At 36.1% G+C, this 24,072-nt stretch carries 23 protein-coding genes and 2 pseudogenes; 10 read left to right on the forward strand and 15 right to left on the reverse strand.

Translation table 11 applies throughout. The features are described from left to right. Position 1 precedes the first annotated feature (1 nt). The 6 genes from AAGD84_RS02090 to AAGD84_RS02115 form a co-directional block, all read right to left on the reverse strand. On the reverse strand, positions 2-841 hold the full coding sequence (locus AAGD84_RS02090) for a glycine--tRNA ligase subunit alpha (RefSeq protein ID WP_077188493.1): 840 nt from the start codon (positions 839-841) through the stop codon (positions 2-4). Positions 842-885: 44 nt separating this feature from the next. Beyond that, positions 886-1,644, reverse strand: coding sequence for a phosphatidylglycerophosphatase (locus AAGD84_RS02095; RefSeq protein WP_264723215.1), 759 nt, complete (start codon positions 1,642-1,644; stop codon positions 886-888). A 137-nt stretch (positions 1,645-1,781) separates the two neighbouring features. Beyond that, positions 1,782-2,786 (reverse strand): porphobilinogen synthase, encoded by a 1,005-nt coding sequence (gene hemB, locus AAGD84_RS02100; protein ID WP_265037857.1) that lies wholly within the window; start codon positions 2,784-2,786, stop codon positions 1,782-1,784. Beyond that, complete coding sequence (gene nuoH, locus AAGD84_RS02105) at positions 2,779-3,804, reverse strand: NADH-quinone oxidoreductase subunit NuoH (protein WP_006280461.1); 1,026 nt, start codon at positions 3,802-3,804, stop codon at positions 2,779-2,781. Before nuoH ends, hemB begins: the two co-directional genes overlap by 8 nt. Continuing rightward, positions 3,788-5,836 carry an NADH-quinone oxidoreductase subunit NuoG gene (gene nuoG / locus AAGD84_RS02110; protein ID WP_341818087.1) on the reverse strand — a complete coding sequence of 683 codons (2,049 nt, stop codon included), beginning with the start codon at positions 5,834-5,836 and terminating at the stop codon, positions 3,788-3,790. Before nuoG ends, nuoH begins: the two co-directional genes overlap by 17 nt. A 5-nt stretch (positions 5,837-5,841) precedes the next feature. Further along, positions 5,842-6,054 (reverse strand): hypothetical protein, encoded by a 213-nt coding sequence (locus AAGD84_RS02115; protein WP_006279675.1) that lies wholly within the window; start codon positions 6,052-6,054, stop codon positions 5,842-5,844. 261 nt (positions 6,055-6,315) lie between these two features. Here AAGD84_RS02115 and AAGD84_RS02120 point away from each other — a divergent pair, with 261 nt between their 5' ends. The 4 genes from AAGD84_RS02120 (at position 6,316) to AAGD84_RS02135 (ending at position 10,022) form a co-directional block, all read left to right on the forward strand. Further along, entirely contained in the window at positions 6,316-6,828 is a 513-nt protein-coding gene (locus tag AAGD84_RS02120; protein ID WP_245611107.1) for a hypothetical protein, read from the forward strand. Further along, on the forward strand, positions 6,813-8,114 hold the full coding sequence (ltrA, locus tag AAGD84_RS02125; RefSeq protein WP_338476458.1) for a group II intron reverse transcriptase/maturase: 1,302 nt from the start codon (positions 6,813-6,815) through the stop codon (positions 8,112-8,114). The genes AAGD84_RS02120 and ltrA (AAGD84_RS02125) overlap by 16 nt, the downstream gene beginning before the upstream one ends. Positions 8,115-8,245: 131 nt before the next feature. Then, positions 8,246-9,562 carry an IS4 family transposase gene (locus AAGD84_RS02130; RefSeq protein ID WP_341818159.1) on the forward strand — a complete coding sequence of 439 codons (1,317 nt, stop codon included), beginning with the start codon at positions 8,246-8,248 and terminating at the stop codon, positions 9,560-9,562. A 10-nt stretch (positions 9,563-9,572) separates the two neighbouring features. Continuing rightward, positions 9,573-10,022, forward strand: coding sequence for a hypothetical protein (locus AAGD84_RS02135; protein WP_341818088.1), 450 nt, complete (start codon positions 9,573-9,575; stop codon positions 10,020-10,022). Positions 10,023-10,031: 9 nt separating this feature from the next. Here AAGD84_RS02135 and AAGD84_RS02140 read toward each other — a convergent pair whose 3' ends face one another. The 9 genes and pseudogenes from AAGD84_RS02140 to AAGD84_RS02180 form a co-directional block, all read right to left on the reverse strand. Continuing rightward, a complete protein-coding gene (locus tag AAGD84_RS02140) occupies positions 10,032-10,331 on the reverse strand; it encodes a hypothetical protein (RefSeq protein WP_264328518.1) in 300 nt (99 codons plus the stop codon). Positions 10,332-10,381: 50 nt separating this feature from the next. After that, positions 10,382-10,882 carry a hypothetical protein gene (locus AAGD84_RS02145; RefSeq protein ID WP_341818089.1) on the reverse strand — a complete coding sequence of 167 codons (501 nt, stop codon included), beginning with the start codon at positions 10,880-10,882 and terminating at the stop codon, positions 10,382-10,384. A 130-nt stretch (positions 10,883-11,012) separates the two neighbouring features. After that, positions 11,013-11,153 (reverse strand): hypothetical protein, encoded by a 141-nt coding sequence (locus AAGD84_RS02150; protein ID WP_341818090.1) that lies wholly within the window; start codon positions 11,151-11,153, stop codon positions 11,013-11,015. A gap of 11 nt (positions 11,154-11,164) precedes the next feature. Beyond that, positions 11,165-12,466 (reverse strand): group II intron reverse transcriptase/maturase, encoded by a 1,302-nt coding sequence (gene ltrA / locus AAGD84_RS02155; RefSeq protein ID WP_338476458.1) that lies wholly within the window; start codon positions 12,464-12,466, stop codon positions 11,165-11,167. A 494-nt stretch (positions 12,467-12,960) separates the two neighbouring features. Further along, positions 12,961-13,368, reverse strand: a pseudogene (locus tag AAGD84_RS02160) (crossover junction endodeoxyribonuclease RuvC); the annotation flags it as partial. Positions 13,369-14,097: 729 nt separating this feature from the next. Beyond that, positions 14,098-14,307 carry a hypothetical protein gene (locus AAGD84_RS02165; RefSeq protein WP_264328525.1) on the reverse strand — a complete coding sequence of 70 codons (210 nt, stop codon included), beginning with the start codon at positions 14,305-14,307 and terminating at the stop codon, positions 14,098-14,100. Positions 14,308-14,447: 140 nt separating this feature from the next. After that, positions 14,448-14,927, reverse strand: a complete 480-nt coding sequence (locus AAGD84_RS02170; protein WP_341818091.1) for a hypothetical protein — start codon at positions 14,925-14,927, stop codon at positions 14,448-14,450. 69 nt (positions 14,928-14,996) lie between these two features. Then, entirely contained in the window at positions 14,997-16,415 is a 1,419-nt protein-coding gene (locus AAGD84_RS02175; protein WP_264328523.1) for an AAA family ATPase, read from the reverse strand. Between the two features lie 885 nt (positions 16,416-17,300). After that, positions 17,301-19,376 (reverse strand): AAA family ATPase, encoded by a 2,076-nt coding sequence (locus AAGD84_RS02180; RefSeq protein WP_341818092.1) that lies wholly within the window; start codon positions 19,374-19,376, stop codon positions 17,301-17,303. Positions 19,377-19,605: 229 nt separating this feature from the next. Between AAGD84_RS02180 and AAGD84_RS02185 the strand changes: the two genes are divergently transcribed. From AAGD84_RS02185 to AAGD84_RS02210, 6 genes and pseudogenes are all read left to right on the forward strand, one after another. Beyond that, entirely contained in the window at positions 19,606-20,100 is a 495-nt protein-coding gene (locus AAGD84_RS02185; RefSeq protein WP_341810244.1) for a sigma-70 family RNA polymerase sigma factor, read from the forward strand. A 54-nt stretch (positions 20,101-20,154) separates the two neighbouring features. Next, the gene (locus AAGD84_RS02190) at positions 20,155-20,964 is read left to right on the forward strand and encodes an ATP-binding protein (protein ID WP_341818093.1); all 810 of its coding nucleotides are present in this window, start codon (positions 20,155-20,157) and stop codon (positions 20,962-20,964) included. A 22-nt stretch (positions 20,965-20,986) separates the two neighbouring features. Next, positions 20,987-21,766, forward strand: a complete 780-nt coding sequence (locus tag AAGD84_RS02195; RefSeq protein WP_341818094.1) for an AAA family ATPase — start codon at positions 20,987-20,989, stop codon at positions 21,764-21,766. Further along, on the forward strand, positions 21,741-22,184 hold the full coding sequence (locus AAGD84_RS02200) for a hypothetical protein (RefSeq protein ID WP_341810171.1): 444 nt from the start codon (positions 21,741-21,743) through the stop codon (positions 22,182-22,184). Before AAGD84_RS02195 ends, AAGD84_RS02200 begins: the two co-directional genes overlap by 26 nt. Beyond that, on the forward strand, positions 22,169-23,386 hold the full coding sequence (gene ltrA / locus AAGD84_RS02205) for a group II intron reverse transcriptase/maturase (protein ID WP_341818095.1): 1,218 nt from the start codon (positions 22,169-22,171) through the stop codon (positions 23,384-23,386). The genes AAGD84_RS02200 and ltrA (AAGD84_RS02205) overlap by 16 nt, the downstream gene beginning before the upstream one ends. Positions 23,387-23,419: 33 nt before the next feature. Then, a pseudogene (locus AAGD84_RS02210) lies at positions 23,420-24,063 on the forward strand (IS630 family transposase); the annotation flags it as partial. Between the last annotated feature and the right edge of the window lie 9 nt (positions 24,064-24,072).

The following is a 24,072-nucleotide window of genomic DNA, read 5'->3' on the forward strand; positions in this document are numbered from 1 at the left end:
GCTATTTACTCATGTACAATTCACAACATTTTTTTGTTAGCTCTCTAACTTTACCAATATAAGCTGTACGTTCATTCACACCAAGCACACCTCTTGCATCAAGCAGATTAAGTAGGTGACTAGTTTTAATACATTGGTCATAAGCTGCCATTGGTAGCTCCTTTTCAATAAGGAACTTACACAATTTTTCCGTATCTTCGAATTGCTGCTGTACCACTTTAGTATCATAATAATCTAACGCTAGATAAGAAAATTCATATTCTCTTTGTTTAAAAATATCTCCGTAAGTTACACCGTTATCGTTCCAAATTATATCGTAAACATTATCTACACCTTGTATGCACATTGCTAAACGTTCCAACCCATATGCCACCTCACCAGGAATCATCTTGCAGTCAATCCCTCCAACTTGCTGTATATAAGTAAGCTGTGTTACTTCCATTCCATTGCATGTAACTTCCCATCCAAGTCCTGATGCACCAACACTTGGGTTTTCCCAATCATCTTCAACAAACTTAATATCATATTTTTCTGTAGATATGCCAAGAGCTTTTAAGCTATCTAAATAGACGTCTTGTAAATTATTACCAGATGGCTTTATTATAACTTGATATTGGTGATGTTGATACAAGCGATTAGGATTATCACTATAGCGCCCATCTGATGGCCTAATTACTGGTTGTAGATATGCAATTTTTGTCGGTTTTGTATCAATTGCAGACATAATTGTTGCGGGATGTAATGTACCAGCACCAACTTCAGATGTGTATGGGTGAAGTATAACGCACCCTTCACCAGCCCAAAAATCTTGTAACTCTTTTATTATACTTTGTAAGTTCACACAAATTGTACACTTTTTATACTAAATATATAAATAAATAAGTACTATTCAATATTTATTTTTTTTGCAGCACTATGTAAATAATCACCTAAAACTGCTGAACTTTCCCTCACATACTGAATTATGCTTTTATTTAGGACAATTGCATCACGCATAGTTAAATCGCAGAATATAAATGCTGTTAAATACAGTAAAATCACCGCATAAAATGTGTGAAAAATCCCCTCAAATGTAATTGACATTGCATTATTATAGCTGAGCTGTATTGAACTTATTGGCCATGGTTTTATCACTTCTACGACATTAAAAAATACGTAAGGTATCATAAGAAAAAAGAAAAAGTGCATAAAATCATTAAACCAAAATGGGCATTGAAACATCTGCTTACATATACTCCCATAGAGTTTACTTACAGCATAATAAATTGACATTATTGCTGGCATTGAAAGTGCTACAGTCAATACTTGCCCTGACGCTATTTGTATTACTATGTCTTCACCACTGTTTGCTGAAGGGTCCTGAGCATGAAAAATAAATATTCCAATTAATTGCATTACTAACATAACTATTGCCAATTTTGTAAAAACAGCAGCTACAACTATTCCTGAATTTGGCATTTTATATAGTAAATATTCGCCTCCATATGTAAAAATCAATATAACATCGACAATAAATAATATTAAAAAAGAAGACCAATAGTTCTGCCAACCTGGTAAATATCCTATTCCCAAAAAAGAGCTTACTGTTTTAGCAGGAAAAACCTTGCCTAGCATCTTCCCCAAAAATTCAAAAAAAATCCCCATGCCCTAAGTAACACTTGGTTTATATTATTTATAATACTGTATTGTAACGGACTTATCAATAACTTAAAACATGTATTGGAAAATTTTAGGTAATATGCAGCAACAGTAGAAGAACATGCGCCAAAAATTTAGTAATTTTATAGGGCTTGTGCACTTAAATTTTTTGCAATATCAAGTGCAGCGTAAGTGAATATTGCACTTGCACCCGCACGTTTGAAACCAATCAAAGATTCATAAATCACCTTGTCATAATCCAGCCAGCTATTATTTGCAGCAGCTTTTATCATTGCGTACTCACCGCTTACTTGGTAAGCAAAAATCGGAAAATTAAACTTATCACTTGCTGTTTTGATAATATCCAAATATGGCATACCCGGTTTAACCATAATAAAATCTGCACCTTCATTTATATCCATTTCAATTTCGCACATTGCTTCGCGCGCATTTTTATAATCCATTTGATAACCACTTTTGTCTATAGAATGTGATAGCCCACATGAACCAACGACTTGCCTGAATGGAGCATAGAAGCTAGAGCAGTATTTCACTGCATAAGATAATATTAATACGTCTTGAAAGTTGTTATCATCTAATGATTTTCTGATTCTTCCTATTCTACCATCCATCATATCAGAAGGAGCAACTATATCACATCCTGCTTTCGCTAAAGCAAACGCTTGCTTACACAGCACTGATATAGTTTCATCGTTTTCTACATCCATCTGATTATCTTTTAAAATGCCGTCATGGCCGTGAATAGTGTATGGATCCAATGCAACGTCTGCAATAATACCAATTTCAGGTACCTTTAATTTTACAGCACAAATTGCTCTGCAGATTAAGTTGTCAGAATTATATGCTTCCTCAGCGTTTTCAGATTTTAGTTTACTATCAACTACAGGAAAAATTGCAACAGCATTAATCCCTAAATCTTTAGCTTCCTTAACTATAGACACTAATCCATCTATTGAATAACACTTTACGCCTGGTAAGCCAGAAATTGGTTCAGTTGTTTCTTCTCTGTCATGAACAAACAGAGGAAGAACCAGATCATTTACTGATAAACTATTTTCACTTGTTAAATTGCGAACCCATTTGCTCGAGCGCCTGCGTCTTAATCTTGTATTTGGGAAATTAAACATTGGATCCAGGCAAATTCCCAGTAAAGAGCAACACCCCTGAAATGAGTATCACCCAAAACACTGATATTGGTAAAAATACTTTCCAACCAAGGCGCATTAGCTGATCATATCGATAACGAGGTATTGTTGCTCTAATCCAAATAAATACGAATAAAAGTATAATTATCTTCAAAACGAACCAAATTAAACCTGGAATTTTATAAAGCAAACCAAGTTCTAACGGAGGATACCATCCCCCCAGAAAGAATATTGTCATCATAGCACTTGCTAAAATCATATTTGCATATTCTCCAAGAAAAAAGAGGGCAAAAGGCATGGATGAATATTCAACGTTATATCCAGAGACAAGCTCTGCTTCAGCTTCTGGTAAATCAAATGGGTGACGATTAGTTTCTGCAAGCAAAGAAATAAAAAATATTATTCCTATAGGCATTAGTAGTAAATCAACCCAAAATGGCATATTGTGTTTCGCTACCACCATCTCTCCAAGATTTAATGTTCCAGTGGTAATAACGACTGTAGCAACTATTAAGCCTATTGAAACTTCATACGAAATCATCTGAGCAGCCGACCGTATAGCGCCAAGAAATGCATAATTAGAATTGCTTGACCAGCCTGCAATAATCACGCCGTATACTCCCAGCGACGATATAGCTAGCACATAAAGCACTCCAACATTAATATTTGCTATAACCTTAGGAATAACTACTTGCTGGCCATTTTCTACAATTACTTCAGCACCAAACGGTATAACTGCCCAGGCAATTAATGCCAAGATAAAGGTAAGCATTGGAGCCATAATGAACAGTATGGTGCTCGCTCTAAATGGTATTATCGGCTCCTTAATCAGGAGCTTAATAGCATCTGCAAATGGCTGCAATAGCCCAAAAGGTCCAACTACACTTGGGCCGTGCCTCAGTTGAATTGCAGCAAGGACCTTACGCTCAAAGTATGTCAAATATGCAACTGAAAGTAGTAGCGGTACTAAAATAAATAAAATATTAACTAGCGTGTTCATAAAAAGCTTTAGTACAATCTGCCATTATTTTTGAAGCGCGACTTATTGAATCCGTCATATAAAAATTACACTTCTTTAAAGTAAAAGGTGTATTACTTAAGCTTATTTCACCGCTGCTGATTGGTACCCATGTGTTTTTTACCACTTGATCAGCATTTCTAAACTGTGGACCGATAGTATCTAATTTTTTTCTCACGTCAAATAAACTATCATATGGTAAGGAAAGATCCAAATATTGCGAGAGATTTTTAATAATTAACCAATCCTCCTTTGCTTCACCTGGAGGAAATACAGCTAAATTTGTTCTTTGCACTCGACCTTCAGTGTTTACATAAGTTGCATATTTTTCTGTATATGCAGCACCAGGCAAGATAACATCTGCCACATGTGCACCCTTATCACCGTGATGACCTTGATAAATTACAAATGTATTTTCTAATTTTGATGTATCAATTTCATCTGCACCAAGAAGATAAACCACTTCTATTTCACCACTTTCTGCATGTTCCAATATTTGATTAATATCCCTTTCGCCTTTTTTAGGAACAAACCCAGTATCTAGCCCACCAACTCTTGCTGCAGCTTTATGCAGCATATTAAAGCCATTCCAGTCATCTCTGACCATGTTAAATTTTTCTGCAATTTTGCCAGCTAGAACTAGAACTGATTCAGAATCGTCTCTTACTAATGCATCTTGACCGATAATCAGCATAGGGCTCTGAGCAGCACTCAGCAGCTCACAGAACTTATGATTTCCATTTGCTATTTCACTCAAAATATCAGGATTATCGCCCAATTTCTCAACATGATACAAATATTCAATGTTAGGACCAACACTTGCAACAGGAAAGTTGCCCTGTAAATATCTCTTTCTCAATCTTACGTTAATAATCGGTGCTTCTATCCTTGGATTTGTATTTATAAGCAGACATAAATCTGCATTTTCTATACCTTCAATAGTGGTATTGAACACATACGATCCACGATTACTTGGTATAAGCTTTGCACCATCTTGCCTACAGTCTATATTCCCCGAGCCGAGCTTCTGCATCACTTCTTTGAGTAGAAGCATAGACTCACAATCTGCTAAATCACCTGCAATTGCAGCTATTTTATTTGATTTTGTATTCTTTAATTTCTTTGCAGCAACAGTTAATGCTTCATTCCAATCAACTGGGGCTAATTTACCATCTTTTTTTATATAAGGTCGATCAAGACGCTGAACTTTTAGTCCATCATAGGCAAAGCGGGTTTTATCTGATATCCATTCTTCATTTACCTCTTCGCTCAGCCTTGGTAATATCCTCATAACCTCCGGGCCACGATAATCAACTCTAATTGCGCTGCCCACAGCATCTAGCACATCTATAGTCTCACAATGTGATAGCTCCCATGGACGCGCTGTAAAGGAGTAAGGCTTTGAAGTTAAAGCCCCTACCGGGCAGAGATCTATGATATTTCCAGATAATTCAGAACTAATATGCCTTTTTATGTAAGTGCTAATCTCTACATTTTCTCCCCTTCCGATTCCTCCAAGTTCATTTGTACCTGCAACATCAGACAAAAATCTAACACACCGAGTGCAATGAATGCATCGATTCATCGCAGTCTCAATCAGTGGTCCGAAGTGTTTTTTTGGCACAGCCCTCTTATGCTCATCAAGTCTGCTGGTTCCTTTCCCATAAGCCATCGTGATATCTTGCAAATCGCATTCACCACCTTGATCGCAAATTGGGCAATCAAGCGGGTGGTTAATTAGCAAAAACTCAAGCACACCTTCACGTGCTTTTTTAACCTTAGGGGTATCAGTGTGAATAACCATCCCTTCTGCAACTGGCATTGCACAAGAGGCTACTGGTTTTGGAGGTCCACCCTCCACTTCAACCAAACACATTCTGCAATTACCAGCAATTGCTAAACGCTCATGATAACAAAAACGTGGAATTTCAACGCCCACGACTTCACAAGCTTGAATTATAGTGAGCCCATGCTCTACTTCACATTCCTTAGAATTAATAGTAACTTTAACCACAACTATTATACAGCTTCCCACTTTATAGGATTGCCGCTTACCTCATCTTCAACCAGATTGCCGTTGTCATATTGAGCAGACATATAATTCATGCGCGAATCACGATCTATATATCTAACAGGTTTTACCGGTTTATCTTTATACATTTTTTGCTCAGCTTTCTTACGCTGAGTAGGGTTATTTTTACTAGCTGTCTTTGCTTTCCCACCTGCTGCCATATAAACTCCTAAAAACTTTTCATTCTATTTTAACACTTAAGTATACAGCGTCAATATTTAATAACTTTAAAATTTCAATAGATCTCTTATTATAATCATTTTACAATCATTGTTTAAATAAAAAGTTACCCCTTGATGCCATTCCAGCGCATGACGCACAGCTGTACGAACCATACGCGTCAAGTTAAGGAAATAAAGGTATGAAAGAGATAGAATAATAAGGTATAAGTTCTCCCAGATATACTTTTAGTGAGAGAACCAATGGTGCGCCAAGAAGTGCTTGGAGAACAGTTGGTGAAAATCCAACACAAACAAAGTCTAGCCAACAGTTTGGAACAGACCACTATGTTGCATGAGGTAACGAGTGTAATAGAGCTAGTGGGATGGACAATGCAGGGCACAACGGAAGTGAAGGAGTGGAGTCCCGAAATACCTGAAGACATAGAGGTCGACATGTTCATGGCCATGGAAGACAGCATGAAGGATAACGTAAAGGCAAGTTATCACTCACTCTATCGGGATCTGAGACCGTGCCATGTATTGAAATGGACTTCAAGTGAACTTGGGAGATCCCATGCATTCCTATTAAGGTACGTTGGAACAAGTCAACAAAGGCAAGAACTAGCGGAAGATGCAGGGGAAGTCGGACTGATTGATAGTACTCAGAATGTGGGAAAGCCACGTACAAGGGGAAGCGATCAGCAATATAGTAACTGGAATAGGGATTGCTATGCCAATACAACGGAGGTAGGAATAACATGCGATATAAACTAAACCAGATAGCAGTAAGAGCAAAGCAAGATAAGCGACTAAAATTCACATCGTTAGTCCATCTGATAAATACAGAGAATCTTGCGAGATGTTATAAAGAACTGAAGCGTAACAAGGCTTGTGGAGTAGACCAGATAACAGTGGAATCATACGGAGAAAATCTGAATGAGAAACTCGAAGTGCTAGTAGAAAGTATGAAGAGGAAGCAATATCAACCACAACCAGTAAAGAGGGTATATATACCGAAAGCTGGAAGTAAAGAGAAACGCGGACTCGGAATACCATCGACCGAGGATAAATTAGTACAGATTATGCTGAAGAAGATATTAGAAAATATTTACGAGGCAAACTTTCTGGACAGCTCATATGGATTTCGACCAGGAAGAAACTGTCATCAAGCGGTAAATGCACTAGATAAAGCAGTTATGTACAAGCCAATAAACTACATTGTAGAAGTGGATATCAAGAAGTTCTACGATAATATACAGCATAAATGGCTAATGAGGTGTCTAAGGGAACGAATAACTGACCCAAATTTGCTGTGGTTAGTAAAGCGGTTTCTCAAGGCAGGGATAGTCGAAGCTGGAAATTATGAAGCAACAAAACAAGGTACACCACAAGGCGGTATAGTAAGTCCTGTATTAGCAAATATATACTTACATTATGTGTTGGATTTATGGATAGAAAAGAAATTTAAACCAAGATCCAGAGGATATATACAAGTAATAAGGTTTTGCGATGATTTTGTGGTTTGTTGCGAAAGTAAGGTAGACGCGGAAGAATTTCTGGAATTACTGAAACAAAGGCTAAATAAATTTGGGTTGGAAGTATCTGAAAACAAGACCAGAGTAGTAAAGTTTGGCAAGAGGGAGTGGCAACGAGCGATAAGAGAGAAACGAAGGACGGAAAGTTTCAATTTTCTGGGGTTTACGCACTATGGTGCAAAAAGTCGTCGTGGTAGATTAATGATGGGACATAAAACCTCTAAGTTAAATCTAGCCAGAAAACTAAAAGAAATCAAGGAGTGGTTGAAAATAGTCCGCGGAAGTATTCGACTTAAAGATTGGTGGCAAGTACTGAAGGCTAAATTAACAGGACACTATAACTACTTTGGTATTAGCGGAAATTATTGGTGTTTGAAACAATTTTACACATCAGTAAGAAAGCTAGCATTTAAATGGATAAATCGGCGTAGTCAGAAAAAGAGTATGACCTGGGAACAGTTTGTACACTACGTAGAAGTAAATCCATTACCAAAGCCAAAAATACATTTTTCTTTATATGCATAAGAGGGACGACTGTGAAAACTAATATTGATGAGCCGTGTGCGGGAAATCTGCAAGCACGGTTCTTTAGGGGGAGTTGTAGTAATAAAACTCAAACGAGAGGAGTAAAGCTACAGCTTCTACCGAACAATAAAATAACTTGCTTATCAAAAAAGCTCAAAGAATTTTTTAATGAAAAAGCAGAGAAAATCTCAATTACAACAAGGTTTATAAAAAGAAAGAGAAAGCTAAAAGGTTCATCATTCGTAAAAGCCATGGTCTTGGGTAATATAGGAGTTGATAATTGTAGCGTAGAAACAATGTGTCAATTACTAAACGAGGACTCGATAGATATAACAAAACAAGGTTTGGATTTTAGATTTACTGAAGAAGCAGTGGAATTTATGAAAAGGATGTATAATGAATCTGTGGTTCTCTTTAAAAATATCTTGCAAGTTGATTGCAAAATCTTACAGCAATTTAATAGTGTTAAATTATTGGACAGTAGCTATATTACTCTACCTAACAGTATGGAAGAGATGTATAAAGGTTATGGTACTAGCTACAGTGGCTATGAAAGCAATACTAAGTCTGGAATAAAGTTACAATTAGTTTTCGATTACATGAATCAGATAATAGACCAACTTAATTTAACGGAGGGAATAAGATCAGACCAGGGATATAGGAAACATTTAAGTAATATATCAAGCAATGATTTGCTAATATCTGATCTCGGTTATTTTGTGCCAAGTTCTTTTAAACAAATCAATGAAATAGGAGCTTATTTCATAAGTCGTTATAAATCCGATACCAACGTATATGATGTAGAAACAAATCAAAAAATGGAGTTATTAGAATGTTTAGAGGATAAGTTATTTTTAGAAAACGAGGTATTGTTAGGAAAAGAAGCAAAAATTAGAGTAAGAATTATATGTCAGAAACTAACTGAAGAACAGTCTATAGCCAGAAGAAGGAAAGCTAATAGATTAGCAAGATCGCAGGGATATACATCCTCTAAAAGAAATCAAAAATTGTTGAACTGGTCAATATTTATAACTAATGTTCCAGAAAATAAAATTAGTGCTGAGCAAGTATTAACGATTTACAGAGTAAGGTGGCAAATTGAGTTATTATTTAAATTGTATAAAAGCCATATCAGACTTGATAAGCTAAAAGGAAAGCCATGCAGAGTATTATGTGAACTATATGCTAAATTGTGCGCAATTCTTATATTTCACGGCATAGTTGGTTGCACAGAAGTGAAAAAGAATACAGAACTTAGCTTAACAAAGGCATTTATTGAGCTAAAAAGACGGGTTAGAGAGTTATTTTTAGTATTAACCAAGATTAATAGTTTAAAAGTATTTCTTAAAAAACTCACTATAACTTGGTCGCGATTTTCATTAAAAGACAAACGTAGAAGGGCTAGAGTATCCACTTTAACCTCTCTAAATTTGCTCACAATCTCTTAACTTGACGCGTATGGTTGAAAAAGGAGTACCAGAGCTATTACCTAACGTTTCTTTTCAAGCATTCCCTTATATTCCACTGCAAGAAACAACTCTCCCAGAAAAAAAGATACTGCGATTAAAGGTTGAAGATAATACTATTTATGTTAATGACGTTGAAATTATAGGCAAACAAGCAACTTCAAGTATCCGCATCTTTAGAGTGTTACTTAAACAGTTTTTATGTGATTTAGAAGCAGCTAAAGAATGTAAATTTCTTAGTATCATTCAAATAGCAGATAGTTTAGGTATTGAAGACCCAGAACAGCAAGTACGCAGACCTCTTAATAGAATGCAAAAAACAATAGCAGAAAAGCTAGCTAGCACCTTGGGACTAAATATAAGACGAGATGATGTGATACAAGCATGTAACTGGTCAGGCTACCGGCTTAATCCATCTACCATTAACTTAAGTGCTAGCTAAGCTCCTTAGTCAATGTTGGACAGAAAACGCAGAAGGATACTTCTCTAAAATATACCGATACAATTCTTCAGCGCTTTTTTTGTCACCTGCAATGAAAGTAAAAAATTCAACTACGTCTCCTTTAATTTTGGCTAGTTTATACCAATCTCCTGCTCTTTCTCCTGTTGTCTCAACTATTATTTTATCTCCACGTAAATCTCCAATGTAAAACTTACTTTTGTAAAATTCACCACCAGGTAGTAAATGGAGTAGGTATTCTTCAATTCTATCAATTACTAACGCTTTTATTTCTTCTGGAGATCTATTCATAAAAGGTGCCCTCCAATAATTTATGATAAAAATATGATTCTTTTATTTGCTTAGAAAGGTATCCAATCAAGCCCAGTATTTTGATGTTGCTCTTGAGTAATAACCGTAGCAATCTTGTTTTTCTCTCCATATCGATCAGCTTCAATACCAACTTTTGCAGTAAACTCTAACCCGTTGAAATCAGCTATAGAGTTGACTTTTCTAGCAATAACTGCTTTTTCTGAAGTGTCATTTGAATGAATATTCCGTGCTGATTCCAAAATACTTCTAAGCATAGAATGACCAGATTTTCCCCAAACATCTTCTCCTTCAATACTTGCTTTGCCACTTTTGACACCTATAATCTGAAAAATCTTGCGTTTTGCATATGGACCTTCAGTGACAGTAAATTCAGCGTTTAAATAGATGCTGCCAGTAGTGTAGCTTTTAGTGAACCAATTTTCATAACCTCCAGGTTTAATGGCCATTTTGACTTTCACCGTTGTACCTTTTGGTATTAAATTACTTTGTGATTTTGCAGTATTAAAATCAGTTAAAAAATCTGATAGCATATTGTCCTCCTATAAATTAATTGCAAAACGAAAAAAAAGAATCAACTCCACTCATCTACGAGTTGCCAATTGCCATTTAGTTTATCGACAAGTTTGTTTGGCACGCGTTCACCATTACGAAGCTCAAATACTATCTGACGTACGGTACTTTCTTCATGTTCGGTAGAAGCTGTAGCTTTACTCCTCTCGTTTGAGTTTTATTACTACAACTCCCCCTAAAGAACCGTGCTTGCAGATTTCCCGCACACGGCTCATCAATATTAGTTTTCACAGTCGTCCCTCTTATGCATATAAAGAAAAATGTATTTTTGGCTTTGGTAATGGATTTACTTCTACGTAGTGTACAAACTGTTCCCAGGTCATACTCTTTTTCTGACTACGCCGATTTATCCATTTAAATGCTAGCTTTCTTACTGATGTGTAAAATTGTTTCAAACACCAATAATTTCCGCTAATACCAAAGTAGTTATAGTGTCCTGTTAATTTAGCCTTCAGTACTTGCCACCAATCTTTAAGTCGAATACTTCCGCGGACTATTTTCAACCACTCCTTGATTTCTTTTAGTTTTCTGGCTAGATTTAACTTAGAGGTTTTATGTCCCATCATTAATCTACCACGACGACTTTTTGCACCATAGTGCGTAAACCCCAGAAAATTGAAACTTTCCGTCCTTCGTTTCTCTCTTATCGCTCGTTGCCACTCCCTCTTGCCAAACTTTACTACTCTGGTCTTGTTTTCAGATACTTCCAACCCAAATTTATTTAGCCTTTGTTTCAGTAATTCCAGAAATTCTTCCGCGTCTACCTTACTTTCGCAACAAACCACAAAATCATCACAAAACCTTATTACTTGTATATATCCTCTGGATCTTGGTTTAAATTTCTTTTCTATCCATAAATCCAACACATAATGTAAGTATATATTTGCTAATACAGGACTTACTATACCGCCTTGTGGTGTACCTTGTTTTGTTGCTTCATAATTTCCAGCTTCGACTATCCCTGCCTTGAGAAACCGCTTTACTAACCACAGCAAATTTGGGTCAGTTATTCGTTCCCTTAGACACCTCATTAGCCATTTATGCTGTATATTATCGTAGAACTTCTTGATATCCACTTCTACAATGTAGTTTATTGGCTTGTACATAACTGCTTTATCTAGTGCATTTACCGCTTGATGACAGTTTCTTCCTGGTCGAAATCCATATGAGCTGTCCAGAAAGTTTGCCTCGTAAATATTTTCTAATATCTTCTTCAGCATAATCTGTACTAATTTATCCTCGGTCGATGGTATTCCGAGTCCGCGTTTCTCTTTACTTCCAGCTTTCGGTATATATACCCTCTTTACTGGTTGTGGTTGATATTGCTTCCTCTTCATACTTTCTACTAGCACTTCGAGTTTCTCATTCAGATTTTCTCCGTATGATTCCACTGTTATCTGGTCTACTCCACAAGCCTTGTTACGCTTCAGTTCTTTATAACATCTCGCAAGATTCTCTGTATTTATCAGATGGACTAACGATGTGAATTTTAGTCGCTTATCTTGCTTTGCTCTTACTGCTATCTGGTTTAGTTTATATCGCATGTTATTCCTACCTCCGTTGTATTGGCATAGCAATCCCTATTCCAGTTACTATATTGCTGATCGCTTCCCCTTGTACGTGGCTTTCCCACATTCTGAGTACTATCAATCAGTCCGACTTCCCCTGCATCTTCCGCTAGTTCTTGCCTTTGTTGACTTGTTCCAACGTACCTTAATAGGAATGCATGGGATCTCCCAAGTTCACTTGAAGTCCATTTCAATACATGGCACGGTCTCAGATCCCGATAGAGTGAGTGATAACTTGCCTTTACGTTATCCTTCATGCTGTCTTCCATGGCCATGAACATGTCGACCTCTATGTCTTCAGGTATTTCGGGACTCCACTCCTTCACTTCCGTTGTGCCCTGCATTGTCCATCCCACTAGCTCTATTACACTCGTTACCTCATGCAACATAGTGGTCTGTTCCAAACTGTTGGCTAGACTTTGTTTGTGTTGGATTTTCACCAACTGTTCTCCAAGCACTTCTTGGCGCACCAAAGCATCCCCCTCATTATCATCTCTGGGTGAACCCCCTTTTTTCTTTACAGCTTCAATAACTTCACTCTTACTTGCATTACCTTTGCCTGCTATAAAGCGTTTTATAGTTTTAACATTAACACCTTTGTACGGCACATGATGTTCTTCACACCAAGCAGAGAGAACAGCCAAAAACCCACCGTAGCAATGAGCTGCATCAGTTCCTAGATGTCTTCTCACTTCTTCAAAATACACTGCAGTGAACTCATGTTTCAAAGAATTAAGCCAATTACGAAAATTCAAGAAGCACATGCCACCTCCGCTAAAACGGCTACCATGAAAACTTTTGCTTCCACTTTCAATTACTCCATCTGTTAGAATTGCCCAGCCTGTCTGTTTGCCGAGGTCCAGTGTTAGGATTGACATTATTTAAAACTATAAGTAGCACTGATTCCAAAATGTCGTTTGGTTTCTGCAAAATACACTAGCAATTCATAGGTTTTTGTAGGCCAACAACGGAAATTCGAGAATTATGTGCTACTGCAGAAAGTTGTTTTCTTGTTATATATATTCACCAAAATTACGAAAACTGTTCACTTTTTTTTGCAAAGGATAAAAACCGTGTTAAACTTGCTTGCAAGTTTGTTTTGTAACAATAAGATTACTAAGGATAGCTTTTATTTGAGTTTAGAGGCTATTATAGACGTTCTTTAGTAAGTAGTGATTTTTTTTTCCCTAAAGTCACATCTAGCTTTAAAACACAGTTTTTGCCTTATTTAAAAAAATATAAATTCTCAATTACGTAACTTGCCAAAAGCCTATATTTCTTTTGCTTTCTGTTTTCCAACTTTTCTGTTTGAAGCACATCTACACTCAATGCCCCTACACTAATATATACCGGATTTCTTACTACTTTTTTCGGGATTTTTTCAAAAAAAGTTAAAATAATTTTAAGACAGCTAAGAAACTAAAGAGAGCCTAAACTTTAAGAACCAGCTAAACGGAACTCCTAGACACCTTACTATTTGAGCTGAGAAGAAATTACATGAGTTTTTGGTAAAAGCAAAATTCACTATCTATATCATCAATAACACTATAATAGCCCTCTAAAACGTTTTAAACCATAAAATTCAGAGATTTCTCATAGTGAGAACTTTAATCTTTAATCCTCTTTAAAAAGTTGTCTGAAGAAACGACTTTCATACCTCTTGCTTTTTCAAATGCCTCTCTTGCTGTGCCTGCATTTTTACCACCTTCCTTTGCCGCTTCTAAATTTTTATTATAGCCCTGTGCATCTTTATCCTTTATCTCATCAATGGTAGCTTGTTCTCCTAGCATATTGAAAATTAGCTCAATCGGTGTCATATGATCTCTTAAAGGTTAAGCCTTTTATTTCCTTATGATGCTTTGTTTTTACTCCAAATGTTCCCTCAGAAATTACGTCTGTCAATATTGCGTATTCCCTACCTTCAATATACTTGTTATTGTGGTCAGATATATTTCTATTACCCCATTCTTTTGTTAGTTGATTTCTGACAGCTATTGATTCTATTCTCTTTTGTATCCATTCTTGAGTTTTGCAGCATAATCGGCATAGATTCTTTTGAGTGCAAGTTCAGGGTTTTCATATTCTTGTAGTCTTTCATACCCAACTTTTGCAAGCCAACGTTTAAATTGCTCAACTCTTTTGGAAGGAATAGACTGCAAAATACGAAACAACCCCTCAACATTTGTACAATTAACATTCTGTTTACCACCTTTTGTTTTAATTTCAAGGGGGGGTGTCCCCATCCTTCAGAAAGCCCTATATCTCTGCTTTTTATCTTTTTTAGATAGTCAGATGGGTTCTTACTACCTGTCAGAAAAGCTATTACTTCTGTTATTACATACCACCTCTCTCCATCATGTAGTACTCTAGTAAAACTGCTATTATCAAAAGCAGTAGTTTCAATATCTCCTTCTTTTAAAGTTAAAGTATCAGTCATAAGCAACCTCTATAAGTTAAGAATAAACGTAAAAACTAAAAAGACATTATTTTTAAGTCAGAAAAACCATTACTTACAATTCAATAATTTTCCAAAATCAATTATGTGTGAAAAGTAACCACTATCTATAACATCATCACTTACATCATTGACGTGGATAAGGACTGGACGACATGAAAAGCCTTTTGGACGATTTAGTGCATCTATTTTCTTTTGTACCTCTTGTATTATTGAATGACCAATTTTATCTTTTGAAAATTTGATTTCGCAAATATAGAGAGTGTTAAACTTCGTTTGAATCATATAATCAATTTGACAACCTGCACTATTACGCGTTCTTTTCTGAAAAAATGGATTCTCGCTTATTATTCCATCAATTCCTAAGATATTACGTATACTCTTTCTATTGTTCAGCACCAAATTTTCAAATTGAAGCCCAATAATTGTATGCCACTCTGGTAGGAATCCTATAGAGTAGGTGTCACGACTAATTTTTCCTAGATCTTTTTCGATATATTTTAGATAAAACCTTAAATAATTATCTTGAAGTCTGTACCTCCTGAGCCGTGAATCAGTACCAGTTTTTATACTCCAAGTATGATCTTTTGCGATAAAACCAGCAAGTTCGAGCTCATGTAGATACTCAGAAATGCGTCCATGTCTTACGATATTTAAAGTAGCACAAATTTCTTCTTGTTCTTTAGCTCCAGTAGAAAGAGCTCTGACTATTTGCTTATAAAAAGCCGTTTTTCGCATGAATAAATCTGAGAATATTTGATTAAATTCTTCAACTAAAAACCCACCTTTTGTAAAACAAAGCCTTTTAATATTTTCTTCAGCGCTATGTTTAAAATTTATCTCCTCTAAATACTTTGGAATTCCTCCAGTTACTGCAAGCACCTTAAACTTTTCATATGCTGAAATATTTTTTGGCCAAAATTTGTTGCAATCAGAAAGTGATAATTCTCCGAGTGTCAAAGTTAACGATATTCTTCCTACAAAACCAGTACTACTAAGTATATTCTTCTCGATCCAGGATGAAGCTGATCCACAAACAACGAAAATTAGCTTGTTATTATTTTTTAGCTGTGTATCCCAAAAGTTTTTTATTTTGCCTAAAAAGGTTGGATCTTTTGAGCCCATCCAAGAAATTTCATCAAACAGCAATAATGTTTTTCCTGATAGTAGACGTTCACCAACTGCCCATAGTAAATCGCTCCAGTCATCATACCTAGCAAAAGATGTATTAAATTGTCTAGCAACTTGTCTAGAAAATTCATTAAGTTGGTAGGACGTTGTAGTATGCCTTTCTGGTGGCAAACCTATAAAGGAGTAATATTGTTCAAAATACTTACCAAACTCTTGAATTAAACGACTTTTTCCTATACGGCGCCTTCCTTTGACTACTACAAAAGATGCAGTATTTTTTTCTGTAAGTTCCAGTAGTTGCTTTAACTCAGTTTGCCTACCAATAAATGATGGAGACATAAAACACAAAATATAAATCTTTGTCTCCATTGTACGTGATAAAATTGGAGACGTAAATAAATAAATTTAGATCTTTGTCTCTATTTTAAGCGGGTTTTGTAGCTTCTGTTTCTTCTTCCATAGCAGCAACTCCAAACTTTTTTCCTTTAGCTTCATCTACAAATTATTTATATAGATTACCTAAAGACCCAACTTAAGAGTTCTAGATAAAAATAGTTGTATTTCAATAGGACCTCCAAAATAACCAGCTCTTGTTATATATTCACCTAAATTACAAAAACTGTTCACTTTTTTGAAAAAATATTTTACAAGGAATAAAAAGCGTGATAAAGTAGAGTGAGGGTTTTTTATAATAAGTAAAACTTTAAAGCAAGGGATAACTTAGAAATGCCTTGTAATCAAGTTTTAAGCCACCCTACATGAGTAACTTAGATCTTGATTGTACGATTCTACCCTGAAGTCATAGAATCTTTTTGAAACGCTATTATTAGCAATTTCGTCTTTTGTAAGCATTTATCTTTCATCTTTTTTTAGGTTATCCAAAGTGCAATAGTAGGTTTTTCATGTTTTTGTCTATTGAGATTTTTTAGTAAGCTAAAAGCTAAAGGTAGTATGTGTTAATTCATACTACTTAATATTATTATTTATAATAATAGGAGTTATTTTGAAAACTGAAAATCGGACAAAACCCTCTATATTTCTAGCTTTTTATCTCTTTTTTCAGTCTACGATTTCACAGTCTGACGATTTCTTAAACTATTGAAAATCTAGTGCTTTTTAATTATTAACAAATTCTGACTTCGTAGACTGAACGCATTCTGACAAAAACTGGCCAAGACTGAAAACTGAAATATTTAAGTAATAGAGAATTTTGGTGAAAAAGTTCTAGATATCTAAAATTTGATCGTTATAAACCCAAATATTTGGATTTTCTTCTGGAACAACATCCTCACATTCCGATGATTTGTAATCAGTAGGTAAAATCTTTTCATAGACTATAACATTCTTGTTTAGTTGATTATCAAACTTTGTTACTCTTTTTTCCATACCTTCAACACAAAGTATTCCATATTTGGTTCTTGCAGCATTTTTACCTTTTCTGTTAAATTTTATATAACCTTTTGCAGCAAGCACATCGATACGGTTACGAATAGAATGCTGACTACCAAGACCTGCTTTACCTTCAAATATCTGACAGAATGAATTAATTGTATATACTTTTCCTTTTTCTCGTGCTTCTTCATAAATCAACTGCAAAATAACATCATGTCTACGAGAACGTTCTGCATCTAACTTTTTACCATAATCTTTATTTATAAGCCTCTGTGATTCATAATCAATCATATGCCAGCAGTTATTGATTTTATCTATATATTTTGATGGAATAGCATGACCATTACGTAATTCAAACATCAGTTGACGACTACTCTGCCGTTCATCTGGCTTAAACATTATCATTCCTGTAGTATAAAAGCTTCTTAATGAACCAGCACCACTGAAACTCTGAAAAGGATCTTCTTCTAATGATTTCTTTTGTATCTTTTTCGTGTGATGCACTAGAATAACTCCTGCATCTGGATTGACTAATGTCCTTAGCTTTTCAACTCTCTCTTGTAAGAAAAAGAGCATTGCATTATTGTCATTTTCACTACCATTATCACCAGCATCAAAAATATTACGCAGTGGATCAATAGCAATAACATCAACTGTGTTTGAACCAAATGACTTTTCTATTTCAGCAACAACCTCATCCATACTATCGTCGTTTAAAAGCATCTTTACTTGTGGCGTAATTACCAAATTATCTGCAGCAAGCTCTATGAGCTCATCGCTAAGTTTTAGTTGTTGTGTCCGTTCACGCATATAATGGTAACCTATCTCTGTTTGAAGGTAAAAGATCCTTAAATGCCTCTTAGGTATCATATCAAGAAATGAAACTCCTGCTGCCATATGAAAAAGCCAGGAAATTAGAAAGTCACTTTTTCCTACTTTGGGTGCGCCAGCAAAAACTAAAAGCCCACTTGGAGTTAAAATTCTTGGTGCGATTATATCTTCTGGCATTGGTGATTTGTCACTCAAATATTGTCTTGCAGGAAATCCAACAAACCTTTTTGTATTTAAAATATCAGTAGCAGATAAATTTATACATGTGGTTAAAGCTAAAAACTTTTCAACATTTATACCTTCTTCCACACAATCAGCAGCATCCCATTTCTTAGGCTTACCTCGAGGAATTTCAAGCACAGCAAGTGATGCAACTCCAATTTCTAAAAGCTTATTTCCAACATTTTTAGCATACTTTGCACCTGCTTCATCATTATCTGGCCATATAATAATATGCTTGCCCTTAAGCTGTGACCAATCAGTCTTTTTAACATCTGCATTTGCTCCAGACATTATTGTTGTTGCTGTAATACCTTGTTTTATTAGCGCTTCTGCACATTTTTCTCCCTCAACAAGAATAACTTTATCGGACTTCAAAATACCTGGGATATTATAGAGTGGCCTTATCTCTGGCGCACCAAAGTCGGATTTTTTAATATCAAAAGGAAGATATCGCTTTCCATTACCGTCATCATAACGATAGACTCTAACAAGAGCTTGGCCTTTTTCATCGTAATAATCCCAATATGCAGTTGGATTACTTGAATTTTTGAAATGACCAAGCCACTCAGCTATAGAAGCCATTACCTCAGGAAACTCTGTCCTTGCATTCTTTCTATGCACAGCTGCCCAAAGGTCGATAATGTCACCACCTTCTCCAGTTGCAAAATCATTCCATAACCCAGCTCTACTGCCACTTAGTTCTACTCTTAAACTTTTTCCTTTGTTACCATGCACATCACCTATTCGAAATTCATCACCATGGAAGGTACCATTGGGGAAAAGGTAAGAAAGACAAGATCTTAAATTCAACAATAGTTGTGCTTTAATCTCTGGAACATTGTATGAAACACTCATAATTAATCTTTAAATTCGGAGTCTTGTTCTATATATTCACCGGATTTACAAAAACTGTTCAGTTCGTAGGTGCATTGTCTGATCAAAGTTTTGAGTGTCTGAGATTTAGAAAAGATTCTAGACTTTCAGAGGGTAAAAAATTCACGATTGTCTGAAGTATTTTTTTCATGTCCTACAATATTTACTAAGAAAGTTTCATCCTTAAGTCTTTCATTTAAGGATACATCTTATGAAATCTCGAAACTCTTATTCAGGTATTGATCCTAAAGTTGTTAATTTAATAAAATTTTATGCAAAATATTACAAATCGCTTACTGATCAAGATATTGAAGACATAGAACAAGACCTCTTCTGTGAGTTTCTTTCATGCATAGATCACTATGATAAAACTAAGGGCAGTCTTTCAACTTTTGCTAAGCAAGTTGTTAAAAATCGTATTAATAATCTAGTCCGTAAACACTCACGTACTACTCCTAAACTTGAAAATAATGTGCAACAGGAAAGTTACTGTTTTGAAGATGAAGCGATACTACGTATTGATGTTGAGCAAATTATTTCAAAATTACCAAAGAAGTGGCAAGTTTTATGTGAACAATTAAAACACCACAGCATTGCTGAAGTTGCAGACATAAACAATATGTCACGGACTACTTTGTACAACATTCTCAAGAAAATGCGATCTAAATTTGCACCTGTTTACGGAAAAAAGCATAAGAAAAATTGAACAGTTTTTTGAAATTTGGTGAATTTATATATAGTGGCAAATTAAGGTAAAAGCATGAAAATAATAAACAGCAAAGAAAGAGCAAAAATGGTCACAGGTGTGAAGATAGTAATCTTTGGACCTTATGGAATCAGCAAGACTAGCCTACTTAAAACCCTCGATGAATCAACAACACTTTGCCTTGATTTTGAAGCAGGACTTCTAGCTGTACAAGACTGGAAAGGAGATTCAACTGAGATTCGCACTTGGAATGAGGCCAGAGACATTGCTTGTCTTATTGGTGGTCCTAATCCTGCATTAAGGTCTGATCAGGCGTATAGTCAAAAACATTATGAGCATGTCTGTAGCAAGCACAAAGATCTTCTTTCTGAGGTTTCTAAATACCGCTCTATTTTTATTGATAGCATAACTGTTGCATCACGTTTATGTTTTTCATGGGCCAGAATGCAACCTGAAGCTTTTTCAGATAGATCGGGGAGAGAAGATAAAAGAGCTGCTTACGGATTACTCGCACAAGAAATGATGGCCTGGCTCAATCAGTTTCAACATATCAGAGACAAAGACATCATCATAGTTGGCACATTAGGTCAATATCTTGATGACTGCAATCGTCCAACTTGGCTGCCTCAATGTGAAGGAGCAAAAACTGCTAGTGAAATTCCAGGGATAGTTGATGAGGTAATCAGCATGGTTGGAATCAAGAAAGATGATGGAACAGAGAAACGTTCATTTGTCTGTCAGACTATTAATACTTGGGGATACCCTGCTAAAGATCGCAGTGGATGCCTCAATATGGTTGAAGAACCGCATCTGGGAAAATTACTTACGAAAATTAAAGCCAAAACCTTGGCTTCTGTTGCCTAAATTTAATTTTAAAAGGAGTAATATGGAACAAAGCTTTTTCAATATCGGTCAAAAAATCCCTTTTTACAGCGTAAAGGAGTATTTAAGTGATCAAACGCCAATACCAGAAGATATAATCTCACCAAGAATTTTAACAAAAAGAGGTCTATTGGTACTGGGTGGCCCACCTAAAATCGGCAAAAGTGACTTTTTGATCTCTTGGCTTGTCCACATGGCTGCTGGTAGATCATTTCTCGGTATGACACCAAGTAGACCTTTGAAAATCTTCTACATGCAAACTGAAATTGAATATGAATATATGAAAGAACGTTTGCAACAACTTCAACTTGATAATGAACTTTTGAATGTAGCTGCTAACAACTTAATCATTACGCCAAAAGTGCACTTATCATTTAATCATGATGAAATAAGTGAAATCAAGGAAATTGTGAATGAACGCTTTAAACCTGATGTTTTGGCCATAGATCCATTGCGTAACATCTTTAGCAGTGAGTATGGAAATGAAAATGATAATAGTGCTATGCTGTTCTTTTTGCAAAAGACTCTTGAAAAGCTACGCAGTGCTGTCAATCCAGATGCTTGTATTGTACTCACTCATCATACAAAAAAATTATCGAAAAAGATGCTGGAAGAAGATCCATTTCAAGGCCTAAGCGGTGCTGGATCTTTACGTGGATTTTATAGCACTGGCATGGTGATGTTTGCTCATGGTGCGCCAAGAAGTGCTTGGAGAACAGTTGGTGAAAATCTAACACAAACAAAGTCTAGCCAACAGTTTGGAACAGACCACTATGTTGCATGAGGTAACGAGTGTAATAGAGCTAGTGGGATGGACAATGCAGGGCACAACGGAAGTGAAGGAGTGGAGTCCCGAAATACCTGAAGACATAGAGGTCGACATGTTCATGGCCATGGAAGACAGCATGAAGGATAACGTAAAGGCAAGTTATCACTCACTCTATCGGGATCTGAGACCGTGCCATGTATTGAAATGGACTTCAAGTGAACTTGGGAGATCCCATGCATTCCTATTAAGGTACGTTGGAACAAGTCAACAAAGGCAAGAACTAGCGGAAGATGCAGGGGAAGTCGGACTGATTGATAGTACTCAGAATGTGGGAAAGCCACGTACAAGGGGAAGCGATCAGCAATATAGTAACTGGAATAGGGATTGCTATGCCAATACAACGGAGGTAGGAATAACATGCGATATAAACTAAACCAGATAGCAGTAAGAGCAAAGCAAGATAAGCGACTAAAATTCACATCGTTAGTCCATCTGATAAATACAGAGAATCTTGCGAGATGTTATAAAGAACTGAAGCGTAACAAGGCTTGTGGAGTAGACCAGATAACAGTGGAATCATACGGAGAAAATCTGAATGAGAAACTCGAAGTGCTAGTAGAAAGTATGAAGAGGAAGCAATATCAACCACAACCAGTAAAGAGGGTATATATACCGAAAGCTGGAAGTAAAGAGAAACGCGGACTCGGAATACCATCGACCGAGGATAAATTAGTACAGATTATGCTGAAGAAGATATTAGAAAATATTTACGAGGCAAACTTTCTGGACAGCTCATATGGATTTCGACCAGGAAGAAACTGTCATCAAGCGGTAAATGCACTAGATAAAGCAGTTATGTACAAGCCAATAAACTACATTGTAGAAGTGGATATCAAGAAGTTCTACGATAATATACAGCATAAATGGCTAATGAGGTGTCTAAGGGAACGAATAACTGACCCAAATTTGCTGTGGTTAGTAAAGCGGTTTCTCAAGGCAGGGATAGTCGAAGCTGGAAATTATGAAGCAACAAAACAAGGTACACCACAAGGCGGTATAGTAAGTCCTGTATTAGCAAATATATACTTACATTATGTGTTGGATTTATGGATAGAAAAGAAATTTAAACCAAGATCCAGAGGATATATACAAGTAATAAGGTTTTGCGATGATTTTGTGGTTTGTTGCGAAAGTAAGGTAGACGCGGAAGAATTTCTGGAATTACTGAAACAAAGGCTAAATAAATTTGGGTTGGAAGTATCTGAAAACAAGACCGGAGTAGTAAAGTTTGGCAAGAGGGAGTGGCAACGAGCGATAAGAGAGAAACGAAGGACGGAAAGTTTCAATTTTCTGGGGTTTACGCACTATGGTGCAAAAAGTCGTCGTGGTAGATTAATGATGGGACATAAAACCTCTAAGTTAAATCTAGCCAGAAAACTAAAAGAAATCAAGGAGTGGTTGAAAATAGTCCGCGGAAGTATTCGACTTAAAGATTGGTGGCAAGTACTGAAGGCTAAATTAACAGGACACTATAACTACTTTGGTATTAGCGGAAATTATTGGTGTTTGAAACAATTTTACACATCAGTAAGAAAGCTAGCATTTATAGCTCTTTCCATAAAAGTCCGGATGTGATAGGATAAGGGTAGATGATGATAAGGAGGTTGAATGCCAGCAGCATATAGTTATGATTTAAGAAAAAAAGCAATGGAAGCGCTAGACGAAGGAGAAAGCAGAGAAACAGTGGCAGCAAGATTTAAGATTGGACGAACTACTTTATGGGAGTGGCAGCAAAGAAGAAAAGAAACAGGAGACTTTCAATCAAAAAAACTTGGAAATGGGGGTTACAATCACAAAATTACCGACTGGGATACCTTTGCCAAATTTGCCAGAGAACACGGAGGAAAGACTCTATCGGAAATGGCTAAACTTTGGAACAACGTTAGTATCCAAACGATCTATCGAGCCCTTAAAAAAATTGGATTTACGCGCAAAAAAAGACATATGGATACAAGGAAAGAAACGAAGAAAAACGTGCTGAATTTTTGAAAATTATAGCGACAAAAGAACCTAAAAACTTAGTGTATATAGATGAGTCTGGCATTGATAACACCGAAGACTACCCCTACGGATATTGCCAGAAAGGACAGCGGTTTTATGCCTTAAAATCTGGAAAGAAAACTCAACGAATCAGTATGGTTGCAGCCTTAAGTGGAAGAAAGATAGTTGTTCCGTTAACCTTTGAAGGCCACTGTAATATGGATGTTTTTAATGGATGGTTTGAGCAATTTTTGACACCGATCTTGGAACCATACGCGTCA

Source organism: Wolbachia endosymbiont (group A) of Andrena fulva (genome assembly GCF_964026815.1).
GTDB classification, from domain to species: domain Bacteria; phylum Pseudomonadota; class Alphaproteobacteria; order Rickettsiales; family Anaplasmataceae; genus Wolbachia; species Wolbachia pipientis.

Bases quoted from the DNA above. Each gene is read 5' to 3' on its own strand.
- nuoH (WP_006280461.1), bottom strand. From the start codon at position 3,804: ATGAACACGCTAGTTAATATTTTATTTATTTTAGTACCGCTACTACTT.
- AAGD84_RS02145 (WP_341818089.1), bottom strand. From the start codon at position 10,882: ATGCTATCAGATTTTTTAACTGATTTTAATACTGCAAAATCACAAAGT.
- AAGD84_RS02120 (WP_245611107.1), top strand. From the start codon at position 6,316: ATGGTGCGCCAAGAAGTGCTTGGAGAACAGTTGGTGAAAATCCAACAC.
- AAGD84_RS02140 (WP_264328518.1), bottom strand. From the start codon at position 10,331: ATGAATAGATCTCCAGAAGAAATAAAAGCGTTAGTAATTGATAGAATT.
- AAGD84_RS02170 (WP_341818091.1), bottom strand. From the start codon at position 14,927: ATGACTGATACTTTAACTTTAAAAGAAGGAGATATTGAAACTACTGCT.
- AAGD84_RS02175 (WP_264328523.1), bottom strand. From the start codon at position 16,415: ATGTCTCCATCATTTATTGGTAGGCAAACTGAGTTAAAGCAACTACTG.
- AAGD84_RS02135 (WP_341818088.1), top strand. From the start codon at position 9,573: ATGGTTGAAAAAGGAGTACCAGAGCTATTACCTAACGTTTCTTTTCAA.
- AAGD84_RS02095 (WP_264723215.1), bottom strand. From the start codon at position 1,644: ATGGGGATTTTTTTTGAATTTTTGGGGAAGATGCTAGGCAAGGTTTTT.
- AAGD84_RS02180 (WP_341818092.1), bottom strand. From the start codon at position 19,376: ATGAGTGTTTCATACAATGTTCCAGAGATTAAAGCACAACTATTGTTG.
- hemB (WP_265037857.1), bottom strand. From the start codon at position 2,786: ATGTTTAATTTCCCAAATACAAGATTAAGACGCAGGCGCTCGAGCAAA.
- AAGD84_RS02185 (WP_341810244.1), top strand. From the start codon at position 19,606: ATGAAATCTCGAAACTCTTATTCAGGTATTGATCCTAAAGTTGTTAAT.
- ltrA (WP_338476458.1), bottom strand. From the start codon at position 12,466: ATGCGATATAAACTAAACCAGATAGCAGTAAGAGCAAAGCAAGATAAG.
- AAGD84_RS02190 (WP_341818093.1), top strand. From the start codon at position 20,155: ATGAAAATAATAAACAGCAAAGAAAGAGCAAAAATGGTCACAGGTGTG.
- ltrA (WP_338476458.1), top strand. From the start codon at position 6,813: ATGCGATATAAACTAAACCAGATAGCAGTAAGAGCAAAGCAAGATAAG.
- AAGD84_RS02195 (WP_341818094.1), top strand. From the start codon at position 20,987: ATGGAACAAAGCTTTTTCAATATCGGTCAAAAAATCCCTTTTTACAGC.
- AAGD84_RS02115 (WP_006279675.1), bottom strand. From the start codon at position 6,054: ATGGCAGCAGGTGGGAAAGCAAAGACAGCTAGTAAAAATAACCCTACT.
- AAGD84_RS02165 (WP_264328525.1), bottom strand. From the start codon at position 14,307: ATGACACCGATTGAGCTAATTTTCAATATGCTAGGAGAACAAGCTACC.
- ltrA (WP_341818095.1), top strand. From the start codon at position 22,169: ATGCGATATAAACTAAACCAGATAGCAGTAAGAGCAAAGCAAGATAAG.